General features: G+C 75.0%; 20 protein-coding genes. 8 read left to right on the top strand and 12 right to left on the bottom strand.

Annotated features, from left to right (window positions below):
- Positions 1-39: 39 nt before the first annotated feature.
- From ABTY61_RS27190 to ABTY61_RS27150, 9 genes are all read right to left on the bottom strand, one after another.
- On the bottom strand, positions 40-789 hold the full coding sequence (locus ABTY61_RS27190; RefSeq protein WP_350507705.1) for a hypothetical protein: 750 nt from the start codon (positions 787-789) through the stop codon (positions 40-42).
- A gap of 89 nt (positions 790-878) precedes the next feature.
- A complete protein-coding gene (locus ABTY61_RS27185) occupies positions 879-1,667 on the bottom strand; it encodes a type III pantothenate kinase (RefSeq protein ID WP_350507704.1) in 789 nt (262 codons plus the stop codon).
- A gap of 59 nt (positions 1,668-1,726) precedes the next feature.
- On the bottom strand, positions 1,727-2,695 hold the full coding sequence (nadC, locus tag ABTY61_RS27180; RefSeq protein ID WP_350507703.1) for a carboxylating nicotinate-nucleotide diphosphorylase: 969 nt from the start codon (positions 2,693-2,695) through the stop codon (positions 1,727-1,729).
- A gap of 4 nt (positions 2,696-2,699) precedes the next feature.
- On the bottom strand, positions 2,700-4,373 hold the full coding sequence (locus ABTY61_RS27175; protein WP_350507702.1) for an L-aspartate oxidase: 1,674 nt from the start codon (positions 4,371-4,373) through the stop codon (positions 2,700-2,702).
- A gap of 15 nt (positions 4,374-4,388) precedes the next feature.
- Positions 4,389-4,838, bottom strand: coding sequence for an aspartate 1-decarboxylase (panD, locus tag ABTY61_RS27170; protein WP_350507701.1), 450 nt, complete (start codon positions 4,836-4,838; stop codon positions 4,389-4,391).
- 55 nt (positions 4,839-4,893) lie between these two features.
- The gene (panC, locus tag ABTY61_RS27165) at positions 4,894-5,799 is read right to left on the bottom strand and encodes a pantoate--beta-alanine ligase (protein ID WP_350507700.1); all 906 of its coding nucleotides are present in this window, start codon (positions 5,797-5,799) and stop codon (positions 4,894-4,896) included.
- Positions 5,786-6,754, bottom strand: a complete 969-nt coding sequence (locus tag ABTY61_RS27160) for a Rossmann-like and DUF2520 domain-containing protein (RefSeq protein ID WP_350507699.1) — start codon at positions 6,752-6,754, stop codon at positions 5,786-5,788. Before ABTY61_RS27160 ends, panC begins: the two co-directional genes overlap by 14 nt.
- Positions 6,755-6,842: 88 nt before the next feature.
- Entirely contained in the window at positions 6,843-7,532 is a 690-nt protein-coding gene (locus ABTY61_RS27155; RefSeq protein ID WP_350507698.1) for a response regulator, read from the bottom strand.
- A gap of 26 nt (positions 7,533-7,558) precedes the next feature.
- Entirely contained in the window at positions 7,559-8,782 is a 1,224-nt protein-coding gene (locus ABTY61_RS27150; RefSeq protein ID WP_350507697.1) for a sensor histidine kinase, read from the bottom strand.
- 129 nt (positions 8,783-8,911) lie between these two features.
- On the opposite strand from ABTY61_RS27150, the gene ABTY61_RS27145 reads away from it, so the two are divergent.
- Positions 8,912-9,928 carry an SAM-dependent methyltransferase gene (locus ABTY61_RS27145; protein WP_350507696.1) on the top strand — a complete coding sequence of 339 codons (1,017 nt, stop codon included), beginning with the start codon at positions 8,912-8,914 and terminating at the stop codon, positions 9,926-9,928.
- Positions 9,925-11,094, top strand: a complete 1,170-nt coding sequence (locus tag ABTY61_RS27140; RefSeq protein WP_350507695.1) for an NADH-quinone oxidoreductase subunit D — start codon at positions 9,925-9,927, stop codon at positions 11,092-11,094. The genes ABTY61_RS27145 and ABTY61_RS27140 overlap by 4 nt, the downstream gene beginning before the upstream one ends.
- Positions 11,095-11,325: 231 nt before the next feature.
- Here ABTY61_RS27140 and ABTY61_RS27135 read toward each other — a convergent pair whose 3' ends face one another.
- Positions 11,326-12,150, bottom strand: coding sequence for a DUF3109 family protein (locus ABTY61_RS27135; protein WP_350507753.1), 825 nt, complete (start codon positions 12,148-12,150; stop codon positions 11,326-11,328).
- Positions 12,151-12,420: 270 nt separating this feature from the next.
- On the opposite strand from ABTY61_RS27135, the gene ABTY61_RS27130 reads away from it, so the two are divergent.
- Together ABTY61_RS27130 and ABTY61_RS27125 are read left to right on the top strand one after the other, a co-directional pair.
- Complete coding sequence (locus ABTY61_RS27130) at positions 12,421-12,891, top strand: hypothetical protein (RefSeq protein ID WP_350507694.1); 471 nt, start codon at positions 12,421-12,423, stop codon at positions 12,889-12,891.
- 28 nt (positions 12,892-12,919) lie between these two features.
- The gene (locus ABTY61_RS27125; RefSeq protein WP_350507693.1) at positions 12,920-15,691 is read left to right on the top strand and encodes a toxin glutamine deamidase domain-containing protein; all 2,772 of its coding nucleotides are present in this window, start codon (positions 12,920-12,922) and stop codon (positions 15,689-15,691) included.
- A gap of 33 nt (positions 15,692-15,724) precedes the next feature.
- Here ABTY61_RS27125 and ABTY61_RS27120 read toward each other — a convergent pair whose 3' ends face one another.
- Positions 15,725-16,015, bottom strand: coding sequence for a hypothetical protein (locus ABTY61_RS27120; RefSeq protein ID WP_350507692.1), 291 nt, complete (start codon positions 16,013-16,015; stop codon positions 15,725-15,727).
- On the bottom strand, positions 16,012-16,281 hold the full coding sequence (locus ABTY61_RS27115; RefSeq protein WP_350507691.1) for a hypothetical protein: 270 nt from the start codon (positions 16,279-16,281) through the stop codon (positions 16,012-16,014). The genes ABTY61_RS27120 and ABTY61_RS27115 overlap by 4 nt, the downstream gene beginning before the upstream one ends.
- Positions 16,282-16,405: 124 nt before the next feature.
- On the opposite strand from ABTY61_RS27115, the gene ABTY61_RS27110 reads away from it, so the two are divergent.
- The 4 genes from ABTY61_RS27110 (at position 16,406) to ABTY61_RS27095 (ending at position 21,202) form a co-directional block, all read left to right on the top strand.
- Positions 16,406-17,698 carry an SUKH-4 family immunity protein gene (locus tag ABTY61_RS27110; protein ID WP_350507690.1) on the top strand — a complete coding sequence of 431 codons (1,293 nt, stop codon included), beginning with the start codon at positions 16,406-16,408 and terminating at the stop codon, positions 17,696-17,698.
- 189 nt (positions 17,699-17,887) lie between these two features.
- Positions 17,888-18,739, top strand: coding sequence for a glycerophosphodiester phosphodiesterase (locus tag ABTY61_RS27105; RefSeq protein WP_350507689.1), 852 nt, complete (start codon positions 17,888-17,890; stop codon positions 18,737-18,739).
- A 120-nt stretch (positions 18,740-18,859) separates the two neighbouring features.
- The gene (locus tag ABTY61_RS27100) at positions 18,860-19,822 is read left to right on the top strand and encodes a Ppx/GppA family phosphatase (RefSeq protein ID WP_350507688.1); all 963 of its coding nucleotides are present in this window, start codon (positions 18,860-18,862) and stop codon (positions 19,820-19,822) included.
- 576 nt (positions 19,823-20,398) lie between these two features.
- Positions 20,399-21,202, top strand: coding sequence for a sugar phosphate isomerase/epimerase family protein (locus tag ABTY61_RS27095; protein ID WP_350507752.1), 804 nt, complete (start codon positions 20,399-20,401; stop codon positions 21,200-21,202).
- The last annotated feature ends 38 nt before the right edge of the window (positions 21,203-21,240 follow it).

Genomic DNA, 21,240 nt, shown 5'->3' with positions numbered 1-21,240 from the left:
CGGGTCGACGGCCTCCCCTCCGGGGCGGGTGCGGGCGGCTCAGCCGGTGCCGGTGCGGAGCTCGACCTCCTCCGGAGCCCGCTCGGCCGGCGGGGCGGGCGGGGCCGGCGGCTTGGGGCGGCGGCCGAACAGCTCGGCCGGGGTGGGCATCCGGTGCGGGCGGGGCGGGGTCTGCGCGGCGGCGGGCTGCTCCGGGCGGGAGTCCCGGGAGTCGGTGCTGCTCATCGTGATCCGTCCTCCTACAGGGGTGGGGTGACTGCTGGGTGGTGCGGCGGGGTTCGGGACGGCCACCAGGTGGCGCGGGTGGCCGGTGGTGAGCGCGAGCCGTTCGCGGACGGCGGCCTCGGCCAGCGCGTGGCACCGCCCGGCGAGCCGGGAGCGGCGGGCCCGCTCGCCGTGGCCGCAGGGCTGGCGGGTCAGCCCGCGCAGCGCGGTGAGGTCCTCGGGCGCGGGGAGGTAGCCGTCGGTCACCGCCTCCTCGAGGCGTTCCAGGTAGCCGGCGGCGCTGCCGGGCAGGGCGGCCCGGTAGCGGCAGAGGTCGGCGAGCAGGAAGGCGCGCAGTCGGCCGCCCTCCTGGACGGCCTCGTCGATCGCCTCGGTCAGACGCAGGGCGTCCTGGACGTCCTCGGCCCACAGCTCGGCGCCCGGGCCGGCGGGCGCCGTCCGGTCGGGCCCCTGGAGGTGGACGGGGACGGCGGGGTGCAGGGCTTGGGCGAGGGCTCGGCGCAGCACGCGGACTTCGTCGGCGCTGAAGGCCATGCCGCCGCGCGATCCGTGTGGCGTAGGCATGGGTTGACACTACGTGAGGAATATCCGATTTGTCGGTAACGTCGCGCGGAATTCCCCACGTCCGCCCGGCCGGGCGTTCGGTCGGGCGATCAGCTGGTGGGGCGATTGCGCTCGTACACCAGGCGCAGGCCGATCAGGGTCAGCCAGGGCTCGTGCACGTCGATGGTGGAGGCCTCGCCGAGGACCAGCGGGGCGAGGCCGCCGGTGGCGATCACCTGGACGTCGTCCGGGTCCTTGGCCAGCTCCCGGGCCATCCGCTCGACCAGGCCGTCGACCTGCCCGGCGAAGCCGTAGAGGATGCCGGACTGCATGCCCTCGACGGTGTTCTTCCCGATCACGTTGCGCGGCCGGGCCAGCTCGATCTTGCGCAGCTGGGCGCCGCGGACGCCGAGCGCCTCGACCGAGATCTCGATGCCGGGGGCGATCGCGCCGCCGACGTAGTCGCCGCGCGCGTTGACGGCGTCGAAGGTGGTCGCGGTGCCGAAGTCGACCACGATGCACGGGCCGCCGTACAGGTGGTTGGCGGCCAGCGCGTTGACGATCCGGTCCGCGCCGACCTCCTTGGGGTTGTCCATCAGGACGTGCACCCCGGTCTTCACGCCGGGCTCCACGATCACCGCGGGGACGTCGCCGTAGTAGCGGCGGGTCACCTCGCGGAGCTCGTGGAGCACGGCGGGGACGGAGGAGCAGATCGCCAGGCCCTCCACCGCGGCCTCCTTGACCGCGGTGTGGTTGCCCATCAACCCCTGGAGCAGGACGGCCAGTTCGTCGGCCGTGCGACGCGGATCGGTGGAGATCCGCCAGTGTTCCACCACTTCCTCGCCGTCGAACAGGCCGAGTGTGGTCTGGGTGTTGCCGACGTCGATGGTGAGGAGCACGGGGACGCTTTCTGCGAGTCGGGACGGGGTCGGGGCAGGAACCGCTCTCGACCTGACGGTCAGGCGCGCAGGTCCAGGCCGATGTCCAGGATCGGCGAGGAGTGGGTCAGCGCGCCCACGGCCAGGTAGTCGACACCAGTCTGGGCGACCTCGCGCGCGTCGGCCAGGGTCAGTCCGCCGGAGGCCTCCAGCTTCGCCCGGCCGGCCACCAGCGCGACGGCCTCCTTCAGCTGGTCGACGGTGAAGTTGTCCAGCAGGATCAGGTCCGCACCGGCCTCCAGCACCGGCGGGATCTGTGCCAGCTCGTCCACCTCGACCTCGACCGGCAGCTCCGGGTACGCGGCCCGGACGGCCCGGAAGGCCTCGGCCACGCCGCCGGCCGCGACCACGTGGTTGTCCTTCACCAGGGCGGCGTCCGAGAGCGCCATCCGGTGGTTGGCGCCGCCGCCGCAGCGGACCGCGAACTTCTGCAGCGCGCGCAGGCCCGGGGTGGTCTTGCGGGTGTCCCGGACGACCGCGCCGGTGCCCTCCAGGGCGTCCGCCCAGGCCCGGGTCGCGGTGGCGATGCCGGACAGGTGGCAGAGCAGGTTGAGCGCGCTGCGCTCGGCGGTCAGCAGGTCGCGGGTGCGCGAGCGCACCGACAGCAGCACCTGGCCGGCCTCGACCCGGTCGCCGTCCTGGACGTGCCGCTCGACCTCGAACTCCTCCTCGCAGACCAGCGAGACGACCGCCTCGGCGACCCGCAGGCCGGCGACCACGCCCGCCTGACGGGCGGTGAAGTCGGCGGTCGCGACCGCGTCGGCGGGCACGGTGGCGACCGAGGTGACGTCCTCGCCGCCGGCCAGGTCCTCGGCCAGCGCCAGGGTGGCGATGTCCTCGACCTCGATCGGGTCCAGCCCGGCCTCCTCCAGCAGCTCGGCCAGCTGCGGGTCCAGGCCGGTCTCGTAGCCCTCGCCGTCCCCGCAGGCGCAGCCGTCGCCGCAGCCGCCCTGGTCGGCCAGCGGGAGTTCCTCGTGCGAGTGGGTCATGGTTCTACTGCTCCTCAGGGGTGCTGACGGGGTCGCCGGAGGCGGCGAGGGTGGTGATCAGGTGGCGCCGCCAGTGGGCGTCGTCGCGCTCGGGGAAGTCCTCGCGCCAGTGGCAGCCGCGGGTCTCCTCGCGCTGCGCGGCGGCCGCGACCAGTGCGGTGGCGACCAGCAGCAGGTTGGCGGCCTCCCAGGTCTCCACCCGGGGGTCGGCCGGCTTCTCCTCGGCCACGTGGAAGTGGGCCTGCTCGGCGAGCAGGGCCAGCCCGGCCGCGGTGTCGGCCATCGAGGCGGCCGAGCGCACCACGCCCGCGCCGCGGGACATCAGCCGCTGGATCTCCGCCCGGGCCTCGGACGGCGGCAGCGGCACCGGCTGCGCGGCCCGTGCGGCGGCGACGTCCACCGTGCGCGCGGGCAGCTCGCCGGCCGCGTGCAGGCCGGCCAGGTCGGCGGCGATCCGCTCGGCGAAGACCAGGCCCTCCAGCAGCGAGTTGGAGGCCAGCCGGTTGGCGCCGTGCACCCCGGTGCAGGCGACCTCGCCGCAGGCGTACAGGCCCGGGACGCTGGTACGGCCCTGCGCATCGGTGCGCACGCCGCCGGAGGCGTGGTGGGCGGCCGGGGAGATCGGGATCGGCTCGGTGACCGGGTCGATGCCGTTCGCCCGGCAGGAGGCGAGGATGGTGGGGAAGCGGTGCTCCCACATCTCGGCGCCGAAGTGCCGCCCGTCCAGGAACATGTGCTCGGCGCCCTGCTCCTGCATGCGCCGGGTGATGGCCTTGGCGACGACGTCGCGCGGGGCCAGCTCGGCCAGCTCGTGCTGCCCGACCATGAAGCGGACGCCGTCCGCGTCGACCAGGTGGGCGCCCTCGCCGCGGACCGCCTCGGAGACCAGCGGCTGCTGGCCCTCGGCGTCCGGACCGAGCCAGAGCACGGTGGGGTGGAACTGGACGAACTCCAGGTCGGTGACGGCGGCGCCGGCCCGCAGGGCCAGGGCCACGCCGTCGCCGGTGGAGACCGCAGGGTTGGTGGTGGCGGAGAAGATCTGGCCCATGCCGCCGGTGGCGAGCACCACCGCGCGGGCCCGGACGGCGCCGACGCCGTCGCGCTGGCCCTCGCCCATCACGTGCAGGGTCAGCCCCGCGGCGTGGCCCTCGGCGTCGGTCAGCAGGTCGAGGACGAGCGCGTGCTCGATCAGCTCGATGTCCGGGTCGTTGCGGACGGCGGCGACCAGGGCGCGCGATATCTCGGCGCCGGTCGCGTCCCCGCCCGCGTGGACGATCCGGCGGCGGTGGTGGCCGCCCTCGCGGGTCAGCAGGATCTCGCCGTCCTCGCCCCGGTCGAACAGGGCACCGGTGGCGATCAGCCGGCGGACGGCGTCCGGGCCCTCGGTGACCAGGGTGCGGACGGCCTCCTCGTCACAGATGCCGGCGCCGGCCACCAGGGTGTCGTCCAGGTGCTGCTCGGGGGAGTCCCCCTCGCCCAGGGCGGCCGCGATGCCGCCCTGCGCCCAGCGGGTCGAGCCCTCGTCCAGCATCGACTTGGTGACCACCATGGCCCGCAGGCCGGTCTTGCGGACGTTGAGGGCGACGGTGAGGCCGGCCACCCCGGAGCCGACCACGACCACGTCGGTGTCGGCGGTCCACCCGGGGTTCGGGGCGGTGAGGCGGTGCGTAACGGACATGGCTCAGTGGCTCCTTCAGCGCGTGGCCGTGGTGGCCGCGCCGTCCTCGTCACGGTACGCCTCGTCACCGCGCAGCAGTCCGCTGCCCTCCGGTGCCTCGGCGGGGTCGCCGCCGAAGCCGGTGATCCGGTTCCGCTCGTCCACGAAGACGACCTTCGGCTCGTAGCCCTTGGCCTCGGCCGTGTCCATCTGCCCGTAGGCGATGAGTATGACGAGGTCGCCCGGGTGGACCAGGCGGGCGGCGGCGCCGTTGATGCCGATCACGCCGGTGCCGCGCGGGCCGGCGATGGTGTACGTCTCCAGCCGGGCGCCGTTGTTGATGTCGACGATGTGGACCAGCTCGCCGGGGAGCAGGTCGGCGGCGTCGAGGAGGTCCTCGTCCACCGTGACCGAGCCGACGTAGTGCAGGTCGGCCTGGGTCACGGTGGCCCGGTGGATCTTGGACTTGAGCATGGTGCGGAGCATTGCGGGTCACGCCTCCTGTGAGTGCATGCCTGAAAAGGGATCTTGCTGCCGGTGTTCAGCGAACGATGATGCGAACGTTGTCGATCAGGCGGGTCGAGCCCACCTTCGCGGCGACGGCCAGCACCGCCTCGCCCTGGAAGTCGTCCGCCGCCTCGGAGAAGTCGTGCGGGTCGATCAGGGCGAGGTAGTCGGGGGTGACGCCCTCGGCGCCGTCCAGGACGGCGGAGGCGGCCTCGCGCACGGCCTTCGGGCCCTGCGCGGCGACGTCCCGGCCGGCGAACAGGGCCTTGGACAGGGTGAGGGCGCGGTCGCGCTCCTCCTCGGAGAGGAAGCGGTTGCGCGAGGACAGCGCCAGGCCGTCCTCCTCGCGGACGGTCGGCACGCCGACGATCTCGACGTCGAAGTCCAGGTCGGCGACCATCCGCTGGATGAGCGCCAGCTGCTGGGCGTCCTTCTCGCCGAAGAAGGCGAAGTCCGGGTCGGTGATGTGCAGCAGCTTGGCGACGACGGTCAGCACCCCGTCGAAGTGGCCGGGGCGGGTGGCGCCCTCGAAGCGCTCGCCCATCGGGCCGGCCGCCAGGCGCACCTGCGGCTCGCCGTTCGGGTAGACCTCCTCGACGGTGGGCGCGAACACCACGTCGGCGCCGTTCTCCTCGGCCAGCTTCACGTCGGCGTCGAGGGTGCGCGGGTAGCGGTCCAGGTCCTCGGACGGGCCGAACTGCAGCGGGTTGACGAAGACCGTCACCGCGACCCGGCCCTCCCGGCCGACCTGCTTGCGGGCGGCCCGGATCAGCGCGGCGTGGCCCTCGTGCAGGGCGCCCATGGTCATCACCACGGCGTTGTCCACCGGGCTCTCGTCCGGCCAGAACACGGCCTCGAAGTCGTCCACGGTGTGGGTGACGACGGCCCGGTGGACCTTCGGCGCCCGCTGGGGCTTGTTCGGCTGCTTACCGCGTGCCATCGCGCTTCTCCTCGTTCAGTACGTCCAGCAGTTCCGCCGCCGACGCGTCGTCGATCGTCCCGTTGGCGAGCGCCCGCTGCGCGGTGGCACGGGCCATCGCGCGGTAGGCCGCCGGGATGTCCGGGGACACCGTACTGAGCTGCGCCAGGTGGCGCCGTACGGTGCCCGCGTCGCCCCGGGCGACCGGGCCGGTGAGGGCCGCGTCGCCGGAGCGCAGGCTGTTGTCCAGGGCCGCGCCGAGCAGCGGGCCGAGCATCCGGCCGGGCTCGGCGACGCCGGCCGTGCGCAGCAGGTCCATCGCCTGGGCGACCAGGGTGACCAGGTGGTTCGCGCCGTGCGCGAGGGCGGTGTGGTAGAGCGGACGGACCTCCTCGGGCACCCACTCGGGCTCGCCGCCCATCTCCACCACCAGCGCCTCGGCGACCGGCCGCAGCTCCTCGGGGGCGGTCACCCCGAACGGGCAGCCGGCCAGCCGGGCCAGGTCCACGGAGGTGCCGGCGAAGGTCATCGCCGGGTGCAGGGCCAGCGGCAGCGCCCCGGCCCGGGTGGCGGGCTCCAGGATGCCGACGCCGTGCGCACCGGAGGTGTGCACCAGCAGCTGCCCGGGGCGCACCGACCCGGTGGCGGCCAGACCGGCCACCAGGTCGGCCAGCGCGTCGTCCGGGACGGTCAGCAGCACCAGGTCGGCGGCGGCCATGACCTGCGGCGGGGTGACGATCCGCACGCCCGGCAGCAGGGACTCGGCGCGGCGGCGGGAGGTGGCGGACACCCCGGAGGCGGCGACCACGGTGTGCCCGGCGAGCTGCAGGGCGGCGCCCAGCGCGGGGCCGACCCGGCCGGTGCCGATCACGCCGACGGCGAGCCGGGCCGGCCGGTTGCCGGGGTCGCGGGGATCACCGAGGCCGTCGGCGAGCGGGGCGAACTCGCCGAAGTCGGCGAAGTCGGACGAACCCATGTCCACCCTTGTCCTGAATGACCGTTCCGGTCCACCTGCGGGTACCGGACGTACCGCCCCAGTGTACGGGCGGCCCCGGCGGTCGTTCCTAGTCCGAGGCCCCGGCCCGGATCAGTCCGGCCTCGTACGCCAGCACCACCGCCTGGACCCGGTCGCGCAGCCCCAGCTTGGCCAGGATCCGGCCGACGTGGGTCTTCACGGTGGCCTCCGAGAGCACCAGCCGGGCCGCGATCTCGCCGTTCGACAGGCCCTGGGCGACCAGCAGGAACACCTCCCGCTCCCGCTCGGTCAGCGGGCCCAGGACGTCCGAGCCGGGCGCGCTCTGGGGGGTCGGCAGCACCTCCGCGAAGCGGTCGATCATCCGGCGGGTGGTGGTCGGGGCGACCACCGCGTCCCCGCCGTGCACCGCGCGGATCGCGGCCACCAGCTCGGTCGGCGGGACGTCCTTGAGCAGGAAGCCGCTGGCCCCGGCCTTGAGCGCGGCGAAGGCGTACTCGTCCAGGTCGAAGGTGGTGAGGATGAGCACGTGCGGGGCGTTCGGCAGCGGGCTGCCGTCCTCGGCCAGGCAGATCCGGCGGGTCGCCTGCACCCCGTCCAGGCGTGGCATCCGGACGTCCATCAGGATCACGTCCACCTGCGTGTGCCGCAGCAGGTCCAGGGCCTGGGCGCCGTCGCCCGCCTCGGCGGCGATCTCGATGTCGCCCTGCGACTGGAGGATCATCCGGAAGCCGGTGCGCAGCAGCTCCTGGTCGTCGACGAGCATCACGCGGATGGTCAAGGTGGCTCCTAACAGGGGGCGGAGGGCTAGTGTGCCGCCTTGAGCGGGAGGACGGCGCGGATCCGGAAGCCGCCGCCGGGGCGGGGGCCCACGTCGAGGCTGCCGCTGACCATGCCGACCCGCTCGCGCATGCCGATCAGGCCGTGGCCCAGACCGTCCGTGCCGCCGGCGGCCAGTTGTTCGTCGGTGCTGCCGCGGCCGTCGTCCTCCACCAGGACGGCCAGCTCGCGTTCGCCGAAGTCGACCGCGACCCGGGCGTGCACATCGGGGCCGCCGTGCTTGCGGACGTTGGTGAGCGCCTCCTGGACGATCCGGTAGACCGTCAGCTCGACGCCGCGCGGCAGCTCGCGCGGGTGGCCGGAGGTCGCGTAGTCGACCGCCAGCCCGGCGGTGCGGACCTGCTCCAGCAGGTCCGGCAGCTCCTCGACGCCCGGCTGCGGGACGTACTCCTCGGCGGTGTCGGCGGTGCGCAGCACACCCAGCAGGCGGCGCATCTCGACCAGGGCCTGCCGCCCGGTGGAGGCGATCGTGCCGAGCGCCTCCTTCGCCTGCTGCGGGGAGTTGTCCAGCACGTAGGCGGCGCCGTCGGCCTGGACGATCATCACCGACACGTTGTGCGCGACCACGTCGTGCAGTTCGCGGGCGATCCGGGCCCGTTCGGCCGCGACCGCGACCTTGGCCTGGGCGTCCCGCTCCCGCTCCAGCCGGGCCGCGCGGTCCTCCAGCTCGGTCAGGTAGGCGCGGCGCACCCTGGTCAGCCGGCCCCAGGCCCAGCAGAGGATGAACGGGGTGCTCATCAGCAGGGCGTACAGCAGCGCCTCGCCGAAACCGAACGGGCGGGAGACGTAGTGCCCGGAACCGGTGGAGACCGTCTTGGTCGGGTGCAGCCGCCAGAACTCCAGCGGCCCGGCGGCCAGGCCGGCCACCAGGGCGAGCCGGGAGGTCCACTTCTGGCCGAAGGCGGCGCCGGTGTAGGCGAAGACCAGGTAGGCGATGGAGGAGGCGCCCGGTTCGACGTCGGCGAGCACCTGGCCGAGCCCGAGGCCGGTGGCCGTGGCGACCGTGACGTCCGGGTGGCGCCGCCGGAAGACCATCAGCAGCGGCAGCAGCACCGCGATGATGACTTCGGGGGTGTACGGCCAGTTGTCCTCGGTGCCGTTCGGGATCAGGCCGAGGAAGAGGATCATCGACGCCCAGACGGCGTCGACCACCATGGGGTGACGGCGGAGCCAGGCGTTGAGTCGATGCACGTCTCCAGCCTAGGCAGTCGCGCGTGGTGCCCAGGTCCGCCGGTAGGGCGATCCGTCCTACTCCGTAGGTCGGAGACGGCCGGGCTCCGGTTGGGAGGGGTCGCCCGGAGCCCGGTAGCGTCCGGGCCCATGACGTGGATGCGGTGGGCGCCCGCCATGGAACGGGCCCTGTACGACCAGGACGGCGGCTTCTACCGCAGGCCGGAGGGCCCGGCCGGGCACTTCCGCACCTCGGTGCACGCCTCGCCGAGGTTCGCCCGTGCGGTGGCGCGCCTGCTGCTGGAGGTTGACGAGGCCCTCGGTCGTCCGGAGGAGCTGGCCCTGATCGACGTCGGGGCCGGGCGCGGGGAGCTGCTGGCCGGCGTGCTGGCCGAACTGCCCGCCGCGGTGCTCGCGCGGCTGCGCCCGTACGGCGTGGAGATCGCGGAGCGCCCGCCCGGACTTCCGTCCACAGCCCTGTGGACGACGGAGCCGCCGCGCGGCGTGACCGGGCTGCTGTTCGCCAACGAGTGGCTGGACAACGTGCCGCTGGACGCCGGGGAGGTCGACGGGGACGGGGTGCTGCGCTACCGCGAGGTGGACACCGCGACCGGTGCGGAGCGCCTCGGCGAACCGGTCTCGGCGGCCGACGCGGCCTGGGCCGAACGCTGGTGGCCCGCCTCCGCGCCCGGGGACGTGGTGGAGTTCGGCGCGCCCCGGGACGCCGCCTGGGCCCGGGCCGTGGCCGGGCTGGAGCGCGGACTGGCCGTCGCCGTCGACTACGGGCACACGGCCGGGCGGCGCCCGCCCTTCGGGACCTTCACCGGCTTCCGGGACGGCCGGGAGGTGGCCCCGGTGCCGGACGGCTCCCGCGACGTGACCGCGCACGTCGCGCTGGACGCCGTCGCCGTGCCCGGTCTCCACAGCCTGTGGACGACGCAGCGCGAGGCCCTGCGCGCGCTCGGGGTCAGCGGCGGACGCCCGCCGCTGGCGCTCGCCTCCACCGACCCGGTCGGCTACCTGCGGGCACTGAGCGGCGCGGGGGAGGGGGCCGAACTCACCGACCCGGCCGGGCTGGGCGCCTTCGGGTGGGTCCTGCAGGCCGTCCACATGCCGGTACCGCGGAGCTTGGAGCTGCTGCCGGGATGGCAGACTCTGGGGTCATGAGGGAGACCACGGTCGGCATCGGGGCGGGAGCCGAGAACTTCACCGGCGGGGCGGGCACCACCGACATGGTGCTCAACATCGGCCCGCAGCACCCGGCCACCCACGGCGTGCTGCGGCTGCGCCTGCTGCTCGACGGCGAGCGGATCGTCACCGCCGAGCCGGTGATCGGCTACATGCACCGCGGCGCGGAGAAGCTGTTCGAGGCCCGCGACTACCGGCAGATCATCATGCTGGCCAACCGGCACGACTGGCTCTCCGCCTTCTCCAACGAACTCGGCGTCGTGCTCGGTGTGGAGCGGATGCTCGGCATGGAGGTCCCCGAGCGGGCGGTCTGGATCCGCACCCTGCTCGCCGAACTCAACCGGGTGCTCAACCACCTGATGTTCCTCGGCTCCTACCCGCTGGAACTGGGCGGGATCACCCCGATCTTCCACGCCTTCACCGGCCGCGAGGACCTCCAGCACGTGCTGGAGGAGGCCTCCGGCGGCCGGATGCACTACATGTTCAACCGGGTCGGCGGCCTCAAGGAGGAACTCCCGGCCGGCTGGCTCGGCCGGGTCCGCACCGCCGTCGCCACCGTCCGCTCGCAGCTGCCCGTCTTCGAGGACCTCGTCCTCGGCAACGAGATCTTCCGCGCCCGCACCGCCGGCGTCGGCGTCCTCACCGCGGCCCAGGCCCAGGTGTACGGGGTCAGCGGCCCGATCGCCCGGGCCAGCGGCCTCGACTTCGACCTGCGCCGCGACGAGCCCTACCTCGCGTACGGCTCCGAGGAACTGCGGCAGGTGCTCACCGTCGTCACCCGCGAGGAGGGCGACTGCCTCGCCCGCTTCGAGTGCCTGCTGGAGCAGACCCTCAACTCGCTGGACCTCGCCGACGCCTGCCTCGACAAGCTGGCCACCCTGCCGCCCGGCCCGGTCAACCAGCGGCTGCCCAAGGTGCTCAAGGCGCCCGAGGGCAGCACCTACGCGTGGACCGAGAACCCGCTCGGGGTCAACGGCTACTACCTGGTCTCGCGCGGCGACAAGACACCGTGGCGGCTCAAGCTGCGCTCGGCGTCCTTCAACAACATCCAGGCGCTGACCGAGCTGCTGCCCGGGACGCTGGTCGCCGACATGGTGGCGATCCTCGGGTCGATGTTCTTCGTGGTCGGGGACATCGACAAGTAGCAAGTGGACCGACCGGTCTATCTACGGGGCCGGTGGACCGACCGGTCTACTTACGGGGCAAGTGGACCGACCGGTCTACCTACGGGGCAAGTGGACCGACCGGTCTACCTACGGGGCAAGTGGACCGACCGGTCTACCTACAGGACCAATGGACCGACCGGTCTACCTACGGGGCCGATCGACCGACCGGCGGGCGGCCCGGCTCCCCGGAAGGGACCGGGCCCGCGGCCGCTACTTCTTGTCCTTGGCCTTCTTGACCGGGTCCGCCGGGTGCGGAGCCACCTTGCGGTCGCCCTTGGTGGCGATCCGCTCCTCGCACAGCCCGGCCAGCACGCCGTACGCCGCCTTGCCCATCAGCTCGGTGAGCTCCGGACGGTAGCTGACGTACACCGGCACCGCGCCCTGGTGCGCGGCCGGGGCCCCGGTGCACCACCAGTGCAGGTCGTGGCCGCCAGGGCCCCAGCCGCGGCGGTCGTACTCGCCGATCGTCACTTGGAGGTAGCGGGTGTCGTCCGGGCGGTCGATCCAGTCGTAGGTGCGGCGGACCGGCAGCTGCCAGCAGACGTCCGGCTTGGTCTCCAGCGGCTCGCGGCCCTCCTTGAGGGCGAGCGCGTGCAGGGCGCAGCCGCCGCCGCCCGCGAAGTCCGGGCTGTTCACGAAGATGCAGGCGCCGTCGACCCGGCGGGTCTGGCGGTCGCCGTCCTCGTCCAGCATGGTGACGCCGCCGTCGGACCGGATCCGCCCCTTGGCGTCGGTGCCCTCGGCGAAGTTCTCCCACAGCTCGGGCGTCAGCCGGGCCGCGTGCCCCAGGACGCGCTTCTCGTCGTCCTCGTCCGAGTAGTGGGCGCCCAGCGTGCAGCAGCCGTCCGACTCGCCGCGGCCCTCGCGGATGCCGTGGCAGCCCTGGCCGAAGACGCAGGACCAGCGGGAGGTCAGCCAGGTCAGGTCACAGCGGAAGACCTGCTCCTCGTCGGCGGGGTCGGAGAACTCGACCCAGGCGCGCGGGAAGTCGAGCGGGACCTCGTCGCGCGGGATCTCGCGGCGCAGGGTCGGCATCGCGAGGTCGACGGGGGCGGGGGAGGCCACGGGCTTCGCCTTGGACTTCTTCTTGGACGTTTCTGCTGGTGCCACCCGGCAAGGGTAGAGCTTCGCGGGGGCGAACGGGCCGGTGGGCGCCGCCCGTGGCGGGCACGGGTGGTGCCGGGGCCGGGCCGGCGGCGGGTACCGGGCGCGGTGAAGGCGGGGTGAAGAGGTCCGGCGGTCGGTGCGGAGCCGACCCGGCGCGTGCCTAGGATGGCGGCCGGTCCGCTACGGGGAGGTACGGGGATGGCAGGCGGCAGCACCGGGAAGTCCGACGGCGATGGCGGCGGGTTCGCCCTCAAGCCCTGGGAACTCCACGGCGAGGGGCGGGAGTTCGAGAAGCTCGGGCGCGAACTCGGCAAGGCCGTCGGCGCCTTGGAGAAGGACCTCGCCGCGCTCGGCGCCCCCTGGGGCGCCGACCAGCCGGGCAGTGCCTTCGCCGCCGTGTACGGCCCGGCGCACGGTGAACTCCTGGGCGGGCTCAAGGCCTTGGCCGGCCAGGTGGGGAAGGTCGGGGCCGGGCTGCACACCATGGCCGAGCGGACCACCGACACCGACACCACGACGGCGGACGGCTTCGGCGGCAACGTCGGACCGGCGGGCGACGCACCGGGGGCGGTCGCCCGGCCCGCCGTGTACCAGGGCCCGCCGGCGACTGCGGGAACCGGCGCAACCCCGGGGGCGGCACCGGCCGTCCCTCGGTCCATGTCGGTCTGAACGGCCCGGCTCGAAGGGGGAGAAGCGCGTGACCCGGAAACTGCCCGAGGAACTGGTTCCGCTCCTGGCCAGGACCGGCCACCCGTGGCCGCAGGCCGACGAGGACGCCCTGCGCAAGGCGGCCGCGCACTGGCGCGAGTTCGCCGCCGAGGCCGAACGGATCACCCGCCGGGGCGGCGAGTCCGTCCAGCGGGTGGCCGCCGACAACTCCGGCCACGCCGTCGACTCCTTCACCGCGTACTGGCGGACGTACTGCGACGGCGGCAAGGGCCGCCTGCCGGACGCCCACACCGCGGTCGGGCTGGTCGCCACTGCCTTCGACAGCGCCGCGCAGGACGTCGACGGCTGCAAGGCCGAGATCATCGCCACCCTGCGCAACCTGGCCGCCGAGCTCGAGCAGGCCGGGGAACAGGCCGCCAAGGTCCAGCGGACCGCCGCGGAGGTCGCCCGCAGCGCCGACCGGACCGGGCGGACCGGGGTGTTCGGCGGGCTGGAGAAGTCCGTCGCGGGCTTCGCGGACGGCGTGAAGAACGCCGCCGCCGCCCAGGTCGCCGCGGGCGTCGAGGCCGTCGCGGTGGAGACCGCGGCCCTCAAGATCGCCGGACTGCTCGCCGAACTCGGCCGCGGCATGAAGGACGCCCTGGCCACCGCGCTCAAGGACCCCGCCGCCGTCGCCCTGCTGCGCCTCGGCACGGCCGCCACGTCGGGCGTCACCACCGCCTCCTACCGCACCGCGGGCGGCTTCGACCCGCTCGCCGCCGGACTGCCCGCCGCCCTCGGCGAACCGGGCGTGCTCGGCCGGGACGGCACCGGACTGGTCGTGCTCTCCGGGAAGGACGGCAAGCCGCTGGTCGGCGTCCCCGGCCTCAGCGTCAAGCTCGACGAGCACGGGCAGCCCGTCCTCGGCGCGGACGGCAAGCCGGTCATCCTGCGCTCCGACGGCAGACCGGTCGCCGACGCCGCCGGGCTGCTCGTGACCACCGGGCCGGACGGCAAGCCGGTGGTCGGGGTGGCCGACCTGGCCGTCCGGCTCGACGCGCACGGGCAGCCGGTGCTCACCGACCAGGCGGGCAAGGAGCTGCACGGGCTGCCGCTGGCCGACCTGACCGATCCGCGGGACCCCCGGGATCCGAAGGACCCGAAGAACGGGCCCGAGGTGCCGGGGGTGGTGCCGACGGTGGACCGGGCCGCCGCGCCCGTGGTTCCGTCAGTGCTCTCCGCCGCGCTCCCCACCGCGGACCCCGCCGCCGTCCCGGCCCCGGCCCCGGCGGTCGATCCGGCGGCCGACGCCGCCCCGGCCGCCGGCCCCCCGTACGGGGGCTCGCACCGGGCCGCGGCCGCCGCCGCCGACTGGTCGCCGCCCGCCCGGGACGACGGGTCGGCGGTCCGGGCGGCGGCCCCCGCCCACCAGGGCGGCGGCGCGGTGGCGGCGAGCTGGTCGGACGCGGACTACCCGCTCCAGGCGCCCTCGCACAACGGAGGCGGCGGTGGTGGCGGCAGCGTGCCGGTGACCGTACGGACCGACTCCGTGGCCGCCCCGCCCGCGCCCGCCGCTCCGCCGTCCACCGGCGGACCCGGCTACAGCCCGGCGCCGGACGCGCCCCCGGTCGTCCGGCAGGTCGGCGTGGTCGGTGTGGTCGGCGCGCCCGGGCAGTTCGGGACCCCGGCCTACTCGGGCGGCTACCCGGTGGCGGGCCCGATCGGCACCGTCGGGCCCGGCCCGCTCGCCGTCGGCGGCGGCTACCCCGCGCACCCGGCCGCCCCCTTCGGCAGCGGCATCGGGACGGGTGCGCCCGGCGGTGTCGTGGGCGGCGGTGTCGTGGGCGGTGGTGTCGTGGGCGGCGCACCGGTCGTCGGCGCCCCGGTGGCCGCCGGACCGCAGCCCGGCGCGCCCCGCACCCCGGCCGGGACCCCCGGGTCCGGCGCCGCGCCCCACCAACCCGCCATCCACGGCCCGGCGACCGCGCCACCGCCCCCGGCCCCGGCCGAGCCGCCGATCGTCGGCACCACCCCGGTCTTCGGCCGGCCCGAGCCGCACCACCCCGACGGCCGCCGCCGGGACACCGCCGCGGCCCTTGCCGACCCGACCCTCGCCTGGGGCGCCGTCCCGGTCGCCACCGCCCACGCGATGGCCCTCCAACTCGCCCTGCGCGCCCGCCGCGGCCCGCTCGCCGACGGTCCCGAACCCCGGCTGCGCACCATCGCCGACAGCCGCCCCTCCGGCCTGCCCGGCGGACTCGGCCCGGTCGACCCCCAGCACCAGGCCGAACTCGAACGCCGGGTGCCCCGCGACGAGGACGGCCTCCCGGTCCGCCACCCCGACCCGGCGGCCGGCGGCTGGGCCGAGGCCGTCAACGCGGACGGCCATCGCGAACCCGGCCGGGCCAACAACAGCCTGGAGATCGCCCTCTCCGCCGTCGACACCTACACCGGCCGCCCCACCTGCGCCGCCCCGCGGATCCCCACCGAGGGCGACGCCGGCGAACGCGGCGGGCGTGATCGCGCCGAACGCGAACTCGGCGCCCCCTTCCGCGACCTCGGCGACGGCGGCCAGGCCTTCACCCGCCTCGCCGACGAACTCCGCCGGGCCGGCCACGGCGCCCAGGCCGTCCTGCTCACCCTCGACGCCTACGGCCGCCCGCACGCCTGGAACGCCGTCAACCACCAGGACACCGTCACCTACCTCGACCACCAGCTCGCCCGCCGCGGCCCCACCCCCCTCCACCCCGCCACCCAGGGCCTCTGGGCCATCGCCCTCACCCCCGAGGGCCGCCCGGTGGACCTGGCCGTGGCCGGGTGACCGCGGTGCGACGACCACGCCGAAGCGCTTCGATCAGTCCACTCGCAGGATGCGGGAGACGTAGATCCGCGGCGGATCCTGCCCTTCGTCCACCGAGTACTCCACCAGCCCCAGATCCCGGCGCAGCGGTGCCGAGTGCATGCCGGACCGGCCCGGCACCGGCATGCTCAGGTGGGGGAAGGCGTTCTCACGGAGGTCGACGAGGAAAGCCACGATGGCGGAGAACAGGTCGGGTGTCGTGCCCGGGTCGCCGAGGAGCTCCTCCACGGCTGGGGAGAGAGTGACGGGGTCGTCCTCGTCCGGGACCTCGACGTGGCCGCTCACAGTGCCCCGAGCCGGCGCAGGACCGCGGACGCCGGGGTGCCCGGTGCGGTGCCGGCCTGGACAGCGGTGTGGATGCGGTCGCCCTCCGGGTCGCGGTAGAGCTGGGCACGCAGCCACCAGCGGCGCAGGACGCCGCCGATCGTCTCGTCGTCGGCCTCTCCCATCTCCCGGTAGAACTCCATCCGCTGTGCCGGCGGGAGGGCGGCGGCGACGGCGTCCTGGGTGCGGGCGATGGGTTGGTGGCCGTGCACGGGTGCTGCGCTCACCGTTCCTCCGGAGGCTCTCGTCGGGCGGGACCGCTACCAGTGTCCTCCTTCGACGGACTCCGCCGGTACCCGGGCGGGCCGGGATGATGGTGGGGTTCGGAGTCGGTTCGACGGGGGTGGACGGGTGATCGCGCGGGCGCAGGCGGTGGAGGCGGGGCACCGGTGGATCAACGGGGATCTGCCGCAGGGTGCCGGGGCGGTGCGGCGGGTGTGCGTGCACGAGTTCGAGCTGGGGTGGGTCGTCTGGGCTGAGCCGCCGCGGGTGGAGGTGGATCCGCGGACGGGGGAGCGGCGGGCGCCCGGGGAGGTCGGGGCGGCGTGTGCCGTGGTGGACCGGGAGAGCGGGCGGTTCACGGTGTGGCCGTCGGTGCCGGTGGACGAAGTGGTCGGGCTCTACCGGGACTTCGTCGGTGCGGGCGGGTACGACCCGACCCGCCCGCCGGCCACCGGCCGGGGTGCCCGGGCCGAGCTGACGTACCGGGACGGCGCCGGTGCCACCCACGCGCTGGCGCTGCGGTCGGCCGCCGGGCTGCCGCATCCGGCGCTGCGCGGCTGGTGGTGGCTGCGGGAGCAGGGCGTCGCGGCCGAGGACGTGCTGGCGGTGCGCACCGATCTGCGGATGGCGGCCCTGCCCGGCGGCTACTGGTCGTACGCGCTGGCGGCCGAACTGCCGCACGCCCGGCTGGACTTCGACCTGCCGTACGGCCCGCGCTTCGACCACCGGGCCTCCGCCGTACGGGAGTTGACCGCAGAGCCGGACGGGCCGGGCCGAAACCGGGTGCCGTTCCCGCGGTCGGTGCCGCCGCTGCCGGAGGAGCCGGACGCCGCTCTGGCGGAGCGGTTGGCCCGGAGGTTCGGCCCGGCGGGCGTGCAGCGCTTCGACCGGGCGGACGTGGTGCGCGCGGAACTGCCCGGGGAGGCGGCGGCGCTGCTGCTGGCGATCGGGGTGCCGAAGGCGGTGGAAGGTTTCTTCGCGCTGCACCACCCGGGCGTGGAGGCGATCGCGGACGGGTCCCGCCCGGGCACCGTCCTGCCGCCGCTCGCGCCGTACCTCGCGGCGCTCGGCCGCGGCACCCGGGCGGCCGGGCGGGAGCGGTCGGCGCCGGCCGGGCAGCTGGTGCTGGGGACGGACGGCTGGGCGCTGATCGCCCTCGACCGGGCGGAGGGCGCCGTCCGGGCCGTCGACCCGGACTACGCGACGGCCCGCCACTGCAACGCCGACCTGCGGGCCTTCGTCCGCTGCCTGGAGCTGTTCGCCGGGTGGTGGCCCACCCTTCGCGGGCTGGACCCGGCCGCGGCGGGCCCCGCGGTGGACGCCCTGCAGCGGGGGCTGGCGGAGCTGGACGGTACGGTCTACGGCGATCCGGAGAACTGGTGGGCCGTCATCGTGGAACAGTTGTGGGACGGCCTGCTCTGATCCGGCCTCAGCCCGTGGCGATCCGGCCTCGGGCCGGATCGATCCGGCCGGTCCCGGCGGGCCGGGGAACCGGAGGCCGGTGCGGGGCTGTCAGAAGGATCAGATGACCACGAACCATCGGATGACCACGAACCATCGGACGACCGCGAACCAGCCGACCCGAAGCGACCGAAACCGGAGCACCGCGCCGTGACCGCCCCGTCCCGCACCCAGACCGCCGTCCTCGCCGCGCTCTCGGTCCTGGCCGCCGGGTGCGCCTCCGGTGGTCCCGCGTTGCAGGCCCGCTCGGCCGCCGCGCCGTCGGTGTGCGCGTCCCCGGTGGTGATCGGGCACCGGGGTGCGCCGTTCAACGCGCCCGAGAACACCATGGCCTCCTTCGACACCGCCCTCGACCAGGGCGCGGACTGGCTGGAGACCGACGTCCAGACCACCCGGGACGGCGTCCCGGTGCTGATGCACGACCCGACCGTGGACCGCACCACCAACGGCAAGGGCGCCGTCGCGGACCTGACCGCCGCCCAGATCGCCGCCCTGCGGGTGACGGTCGGCCCCGGCGGCGCCCAGCCCGTACCCACCCTGGAGCAGCTGCTCGAACGCCTCTCCGGCAGCAGCGCCACGCTGCTGATGGAGATCAAGTGGCAGCGCCCCGAGGACGTCGCCCGGATCGCCCGGCTCGCGGCCGGCAGCCGGGCGCACGTCGTCCTCTACTCCTTCTCGGTCGCTCACCTGCGCCAGGCCCACGCGGTGGCGCCCGCCCTGCCGGTGGTGCTGATCCAGAGCGGCGCGATCGCCGAGGACCCGGGGGACCTCAAGCTGGACGGGATCGCCCTGGACACCGGCCTGGCCAGTGCCACCCGGATCGCGGCCGAGCGCAAGGCCGGGCGCGAGGTCTACGTCTGGACGCTGGACGGCGACGAGGCCTGGCAGCTGATGACCGCCCGGGACGCCGACGGCCTGATCACCGACACCCCGGGCCCGGCCCGCCGCTGGGTGGACACCAACTGCCGCACCGAGCGCCGGGCCGGACCGCGCGGCCACTGAGCGGCGATCGACGGAGCGTGTTCACCGATCGCACCCGGAACGGTCGGGAACGACCTGGACCAGCGCGAATACCGTCACAACCGATCGCCTCCACGGCCGGATCGCGTAGCGTGGAGAGTTATGCGACTCGGTGTTCTCGACGTAGGTTCCAACACGGTCCACTTCCTCGTGGTGGACGCCCATCCGGGTGCCGCCCCGCTGGCCGCGTACTCGCACAAGGCCGAACTGCGTCTGGCCGAGCTGCTGGACGAGTCCGGCGCGATAGGCGAGGCCGGCGTCGAGCGGCTGATCGGGCACATCGCCTCCTCACTGCGGGTCGCCGAGGACAAGGGCGTGGTCGACATCCTGCCGTTCGCCACCTCGGCCGTCCGCGAGGCCGCCAACGGCGAGCAGGTGCTGCGCCGGGTCGCCGCCGAGACCGGGATCGAGCTGCGGGTGCTCTCCGGTCAGGACGAGGCCCGGCTCACCTTCCTGGCCGTCCGCCGCTGGTTCGGCTGGTCCTCGGGCCGACTGCTCAACCTGGACATCGGCGGCGGCTCGCTGGAGATCGCCTGCGGCCTGGACGAGCAGCCGGACGTCGCCTGCTCGCTGCCGCTCGGCGCCGGGCGGCTGACCGCCCGCTGGCTGCCCGGGGACGTCGCCGACCCGGACGGGCTGCGCGAGTTGCGGCGGCACATCCGCGCCGAGATCGCCCACGTGGTCGGCGAGATCTCCCGGCTCGGGCCGCCGCAGCACGCCGTCGCCACCTCCAAGACCTTCAAGCAGCTGGCCCGGATGACCGGCGCCGCCCCCGCCGACGCCGGCCCGTACACCGACCGCCGGCTCACCCGCAGCGGGCTGGCGGCCTGGCTGCCGCGGCTGTCCACGATGACCGTCGCCGAGCGCGCGCAGATCCCCGGGGTCTCCGAGGGCCGGGCCAAGCAGCTGCTGGCCGGGGCACTGGTCGCGGACGCCGCGATGGACCTGTTCGGGCTGGAGGAGCTGGACGTCTGTCCGTGGGCGCTGCGCGAGGGCATCATCCTGCGCGAGCTGGACGCCATGGACAGCCCCGCCGACCAGCGCCGCCCCGCGCTCACCCAGTAGCGCCCGCTCGGTAGCACCCGCCCAGGAGCGCTCGCGCAGGAGCGGGGGAGCGTGCCGGTGGTCACTCCGCCGGGCGTCCGCCCCCGTTCGGAGCGTGCTCCGCTTACGCTGTCTCCCGTGGTGCAACCAGCGGGCGACGACGGAACGCAGGAGGGCCGCGCTCCCGGAGCGGACGGGCAGCCGCGGCCGGCGGACCCGCGCGGCCGGCGCGGTACGTCGGGTCGCGGCAAGGCGGGTCTCGGCAAGGCCGCCAAGGCCGCCGAGGCCGCCGAAGCGGTCGGGACCGTCAAGGGCGTCAAGCCGCCGCAGCGCACCGCCGGGACGGCCGCCGACGAGCAGACCCCGGCCGACAAGACCGGCAAGAACGCCAAGACCGACAAGGCCCCCGCCCGGAAGACCGCGGCCCGGAAGACCGCGGCCCGGAAGGCCGCGGCGCGGAAGGCCGCCGCCGGGGCCGCCGGCGCCGCCAAGGCCGCCGTGCAGTCCGTCCGCTCGGTGAAGGCCGCCAAGCGCGACGCCGCACGCCCGCCGCTGCTGCGCACCACCGACCGGCTGGTGCTGCCCCCGCACCCGACCCTGCACATCCCGGACACCAAGGTGGCGCTGTCCACCGCCTCGGTGTACCCGGCGAGCACCGCCGTCGCCTTCGAGCTGGCCGCCAAGCTCGGCTACGACGGGGTCGAGGTGATGGTCTGGAACGACCCGGTCAGCCAGGACCTGGAGGCCCTGCGCCGCCTCTCCGACGCCCACCAGCTGCCGATCCTGGCCGTGCACGCCCCCTGCCTGCTGATCACCCAGCGGGTGTGGACCACTGACCCGTGGACGAAGCTGGTCAGGGCCCGGGCGGCGGCCGAGAAGCTCGGCGCGAGTGCTGTGGTCGTGCACCCGCCGTTCCGCTGGCAGCGGCAGTACGCCCGCGAGTTCGTCGAGGGCATCAACCGGATGGCGGGCGAGACCGACGTCCGCTTCGCCGTCGAGAACATGTACCCGTGGCGCTACCGCGACCGCGAGGTGCTGGCGTACGCGCCCGGCTGGGACGTCACCGACGAGGAGTACCGGCACTTCACCATCGACCTCTCGCACGTCGCCACCTCCCGGATCGACACCTTCGCCATGGTCGAGCGGATGGGCGACCGGCTCGCCCACGTCCACCTCGCCGACGGCAGCGGCTCCGGCAAGGACGAGCACCTGATCCCCGGCCGGGGCAAGCAGCCCTGCGCCGAGCTGCTGGAGCACCTCGCCCGCACCGGCTTCGACGGCCACGTGGTGCTGGAGGTCAACACCCGCCGCTCCGCGTCCCCCGCCGAACGCGAGGCCGATCTGGCCGAGGCCCTCGCCTTCACCCGCTTGCACCTCGCCACCCCCTCGCGCGTACGCTGACCACCGGGCCCGAACGGGCGTGAACTGCCGTGCACAGG

The sequence above is a fragment of the Kitasatospora sp. NPDC096128 genome (assembly GCF_040303105.1).
In the GTDB taxonomy this organism is placed as follows: domain Bacteria; phylum Actinomycetota; class Actinomycetes; order Streptomycetales; family Streptomycetaceae; genus Kitasatospora.
Note: the sequence above shows the minus strand (reverse complement) of the source record. Positions and strands in the feature narration are given on the sequence as shown.

Coding starts and splice junctions, on each gene's coding strand:
- ABTY61_RS27190 (WP_350507705.1), bottom strand. CDS start 789: ATGCCTACGCCACACGGATCGCGCGGCGGCATGGCCTTCAGCGCCGAC.
- ABTY61_RS27140 (WP_350507695.1), top strand. CDS start 9,925: ATGAGGGAGACCACGGTCGGCATCGGGGCGGGAGCCGAGAACTTCACC.
- ABTY61_RS27130 (WP_350507694.1), top strand. CDS start 12,421: ATGGCAGGCGGCAGCACCGGGAAGTCCGACGGCGATGGCGGCGGGTTC.
- panD (WP_350507701.1), bottom strand. CDS start 4,838: ATGCTCCGCACCATGCTCAAGTCCAAGATCCACCGGGCCACCGTGACC.
- nadC (WP_350507703.1), bottom strand. CDS start 2,695: ATGACCCACTCGCACGAGGAACTCCCGCTGGCCGACCAGGGCGGCTGC.
- ABTY61_RS27160 (WP_350507699.1), bottom strand. CDS start 6,754: ATGGGTTCGTCCGACTTCGCCGACTTCGGCGAGTTCGCCCCGCTCGCC.
- ABTY61_RS27100 (WP_350507688.1), top strand. CDS start 18,860: ATGCGACTCGGTGTTCTCGACGTAGGTTCCAACACGGTCCACTTCCTC.
- panC (WP_350507700.1), bottom strand. CDS start 5,799: ATGGCACGCGGTAAGCAGCCGAACAAGCCCCAGCGGGCGCCGAAGGTC.
- ABTY61_RS27135 (WP_350507753.1), bottom strand. CDS start 12,150: ATGCCGACCCTGCGCCGCGAGATCCCGCGCGACGAGGTCCCGCTCGAC.
- ABTY61_RS27175 (WP_350507702.1), bottom strand. CDS start 4,373: ATGTCCGTTACGCACCGCCTCACCGCCCCGAACCCCGGGTGGACCGCC.
- ABTY61_RS27145 (WP_350507696.1), top strand. CDS start 8,912: ATGACGTGGATGCGGTGGGCGCCCGCCATGGAACGGGCCCTGTACGAC.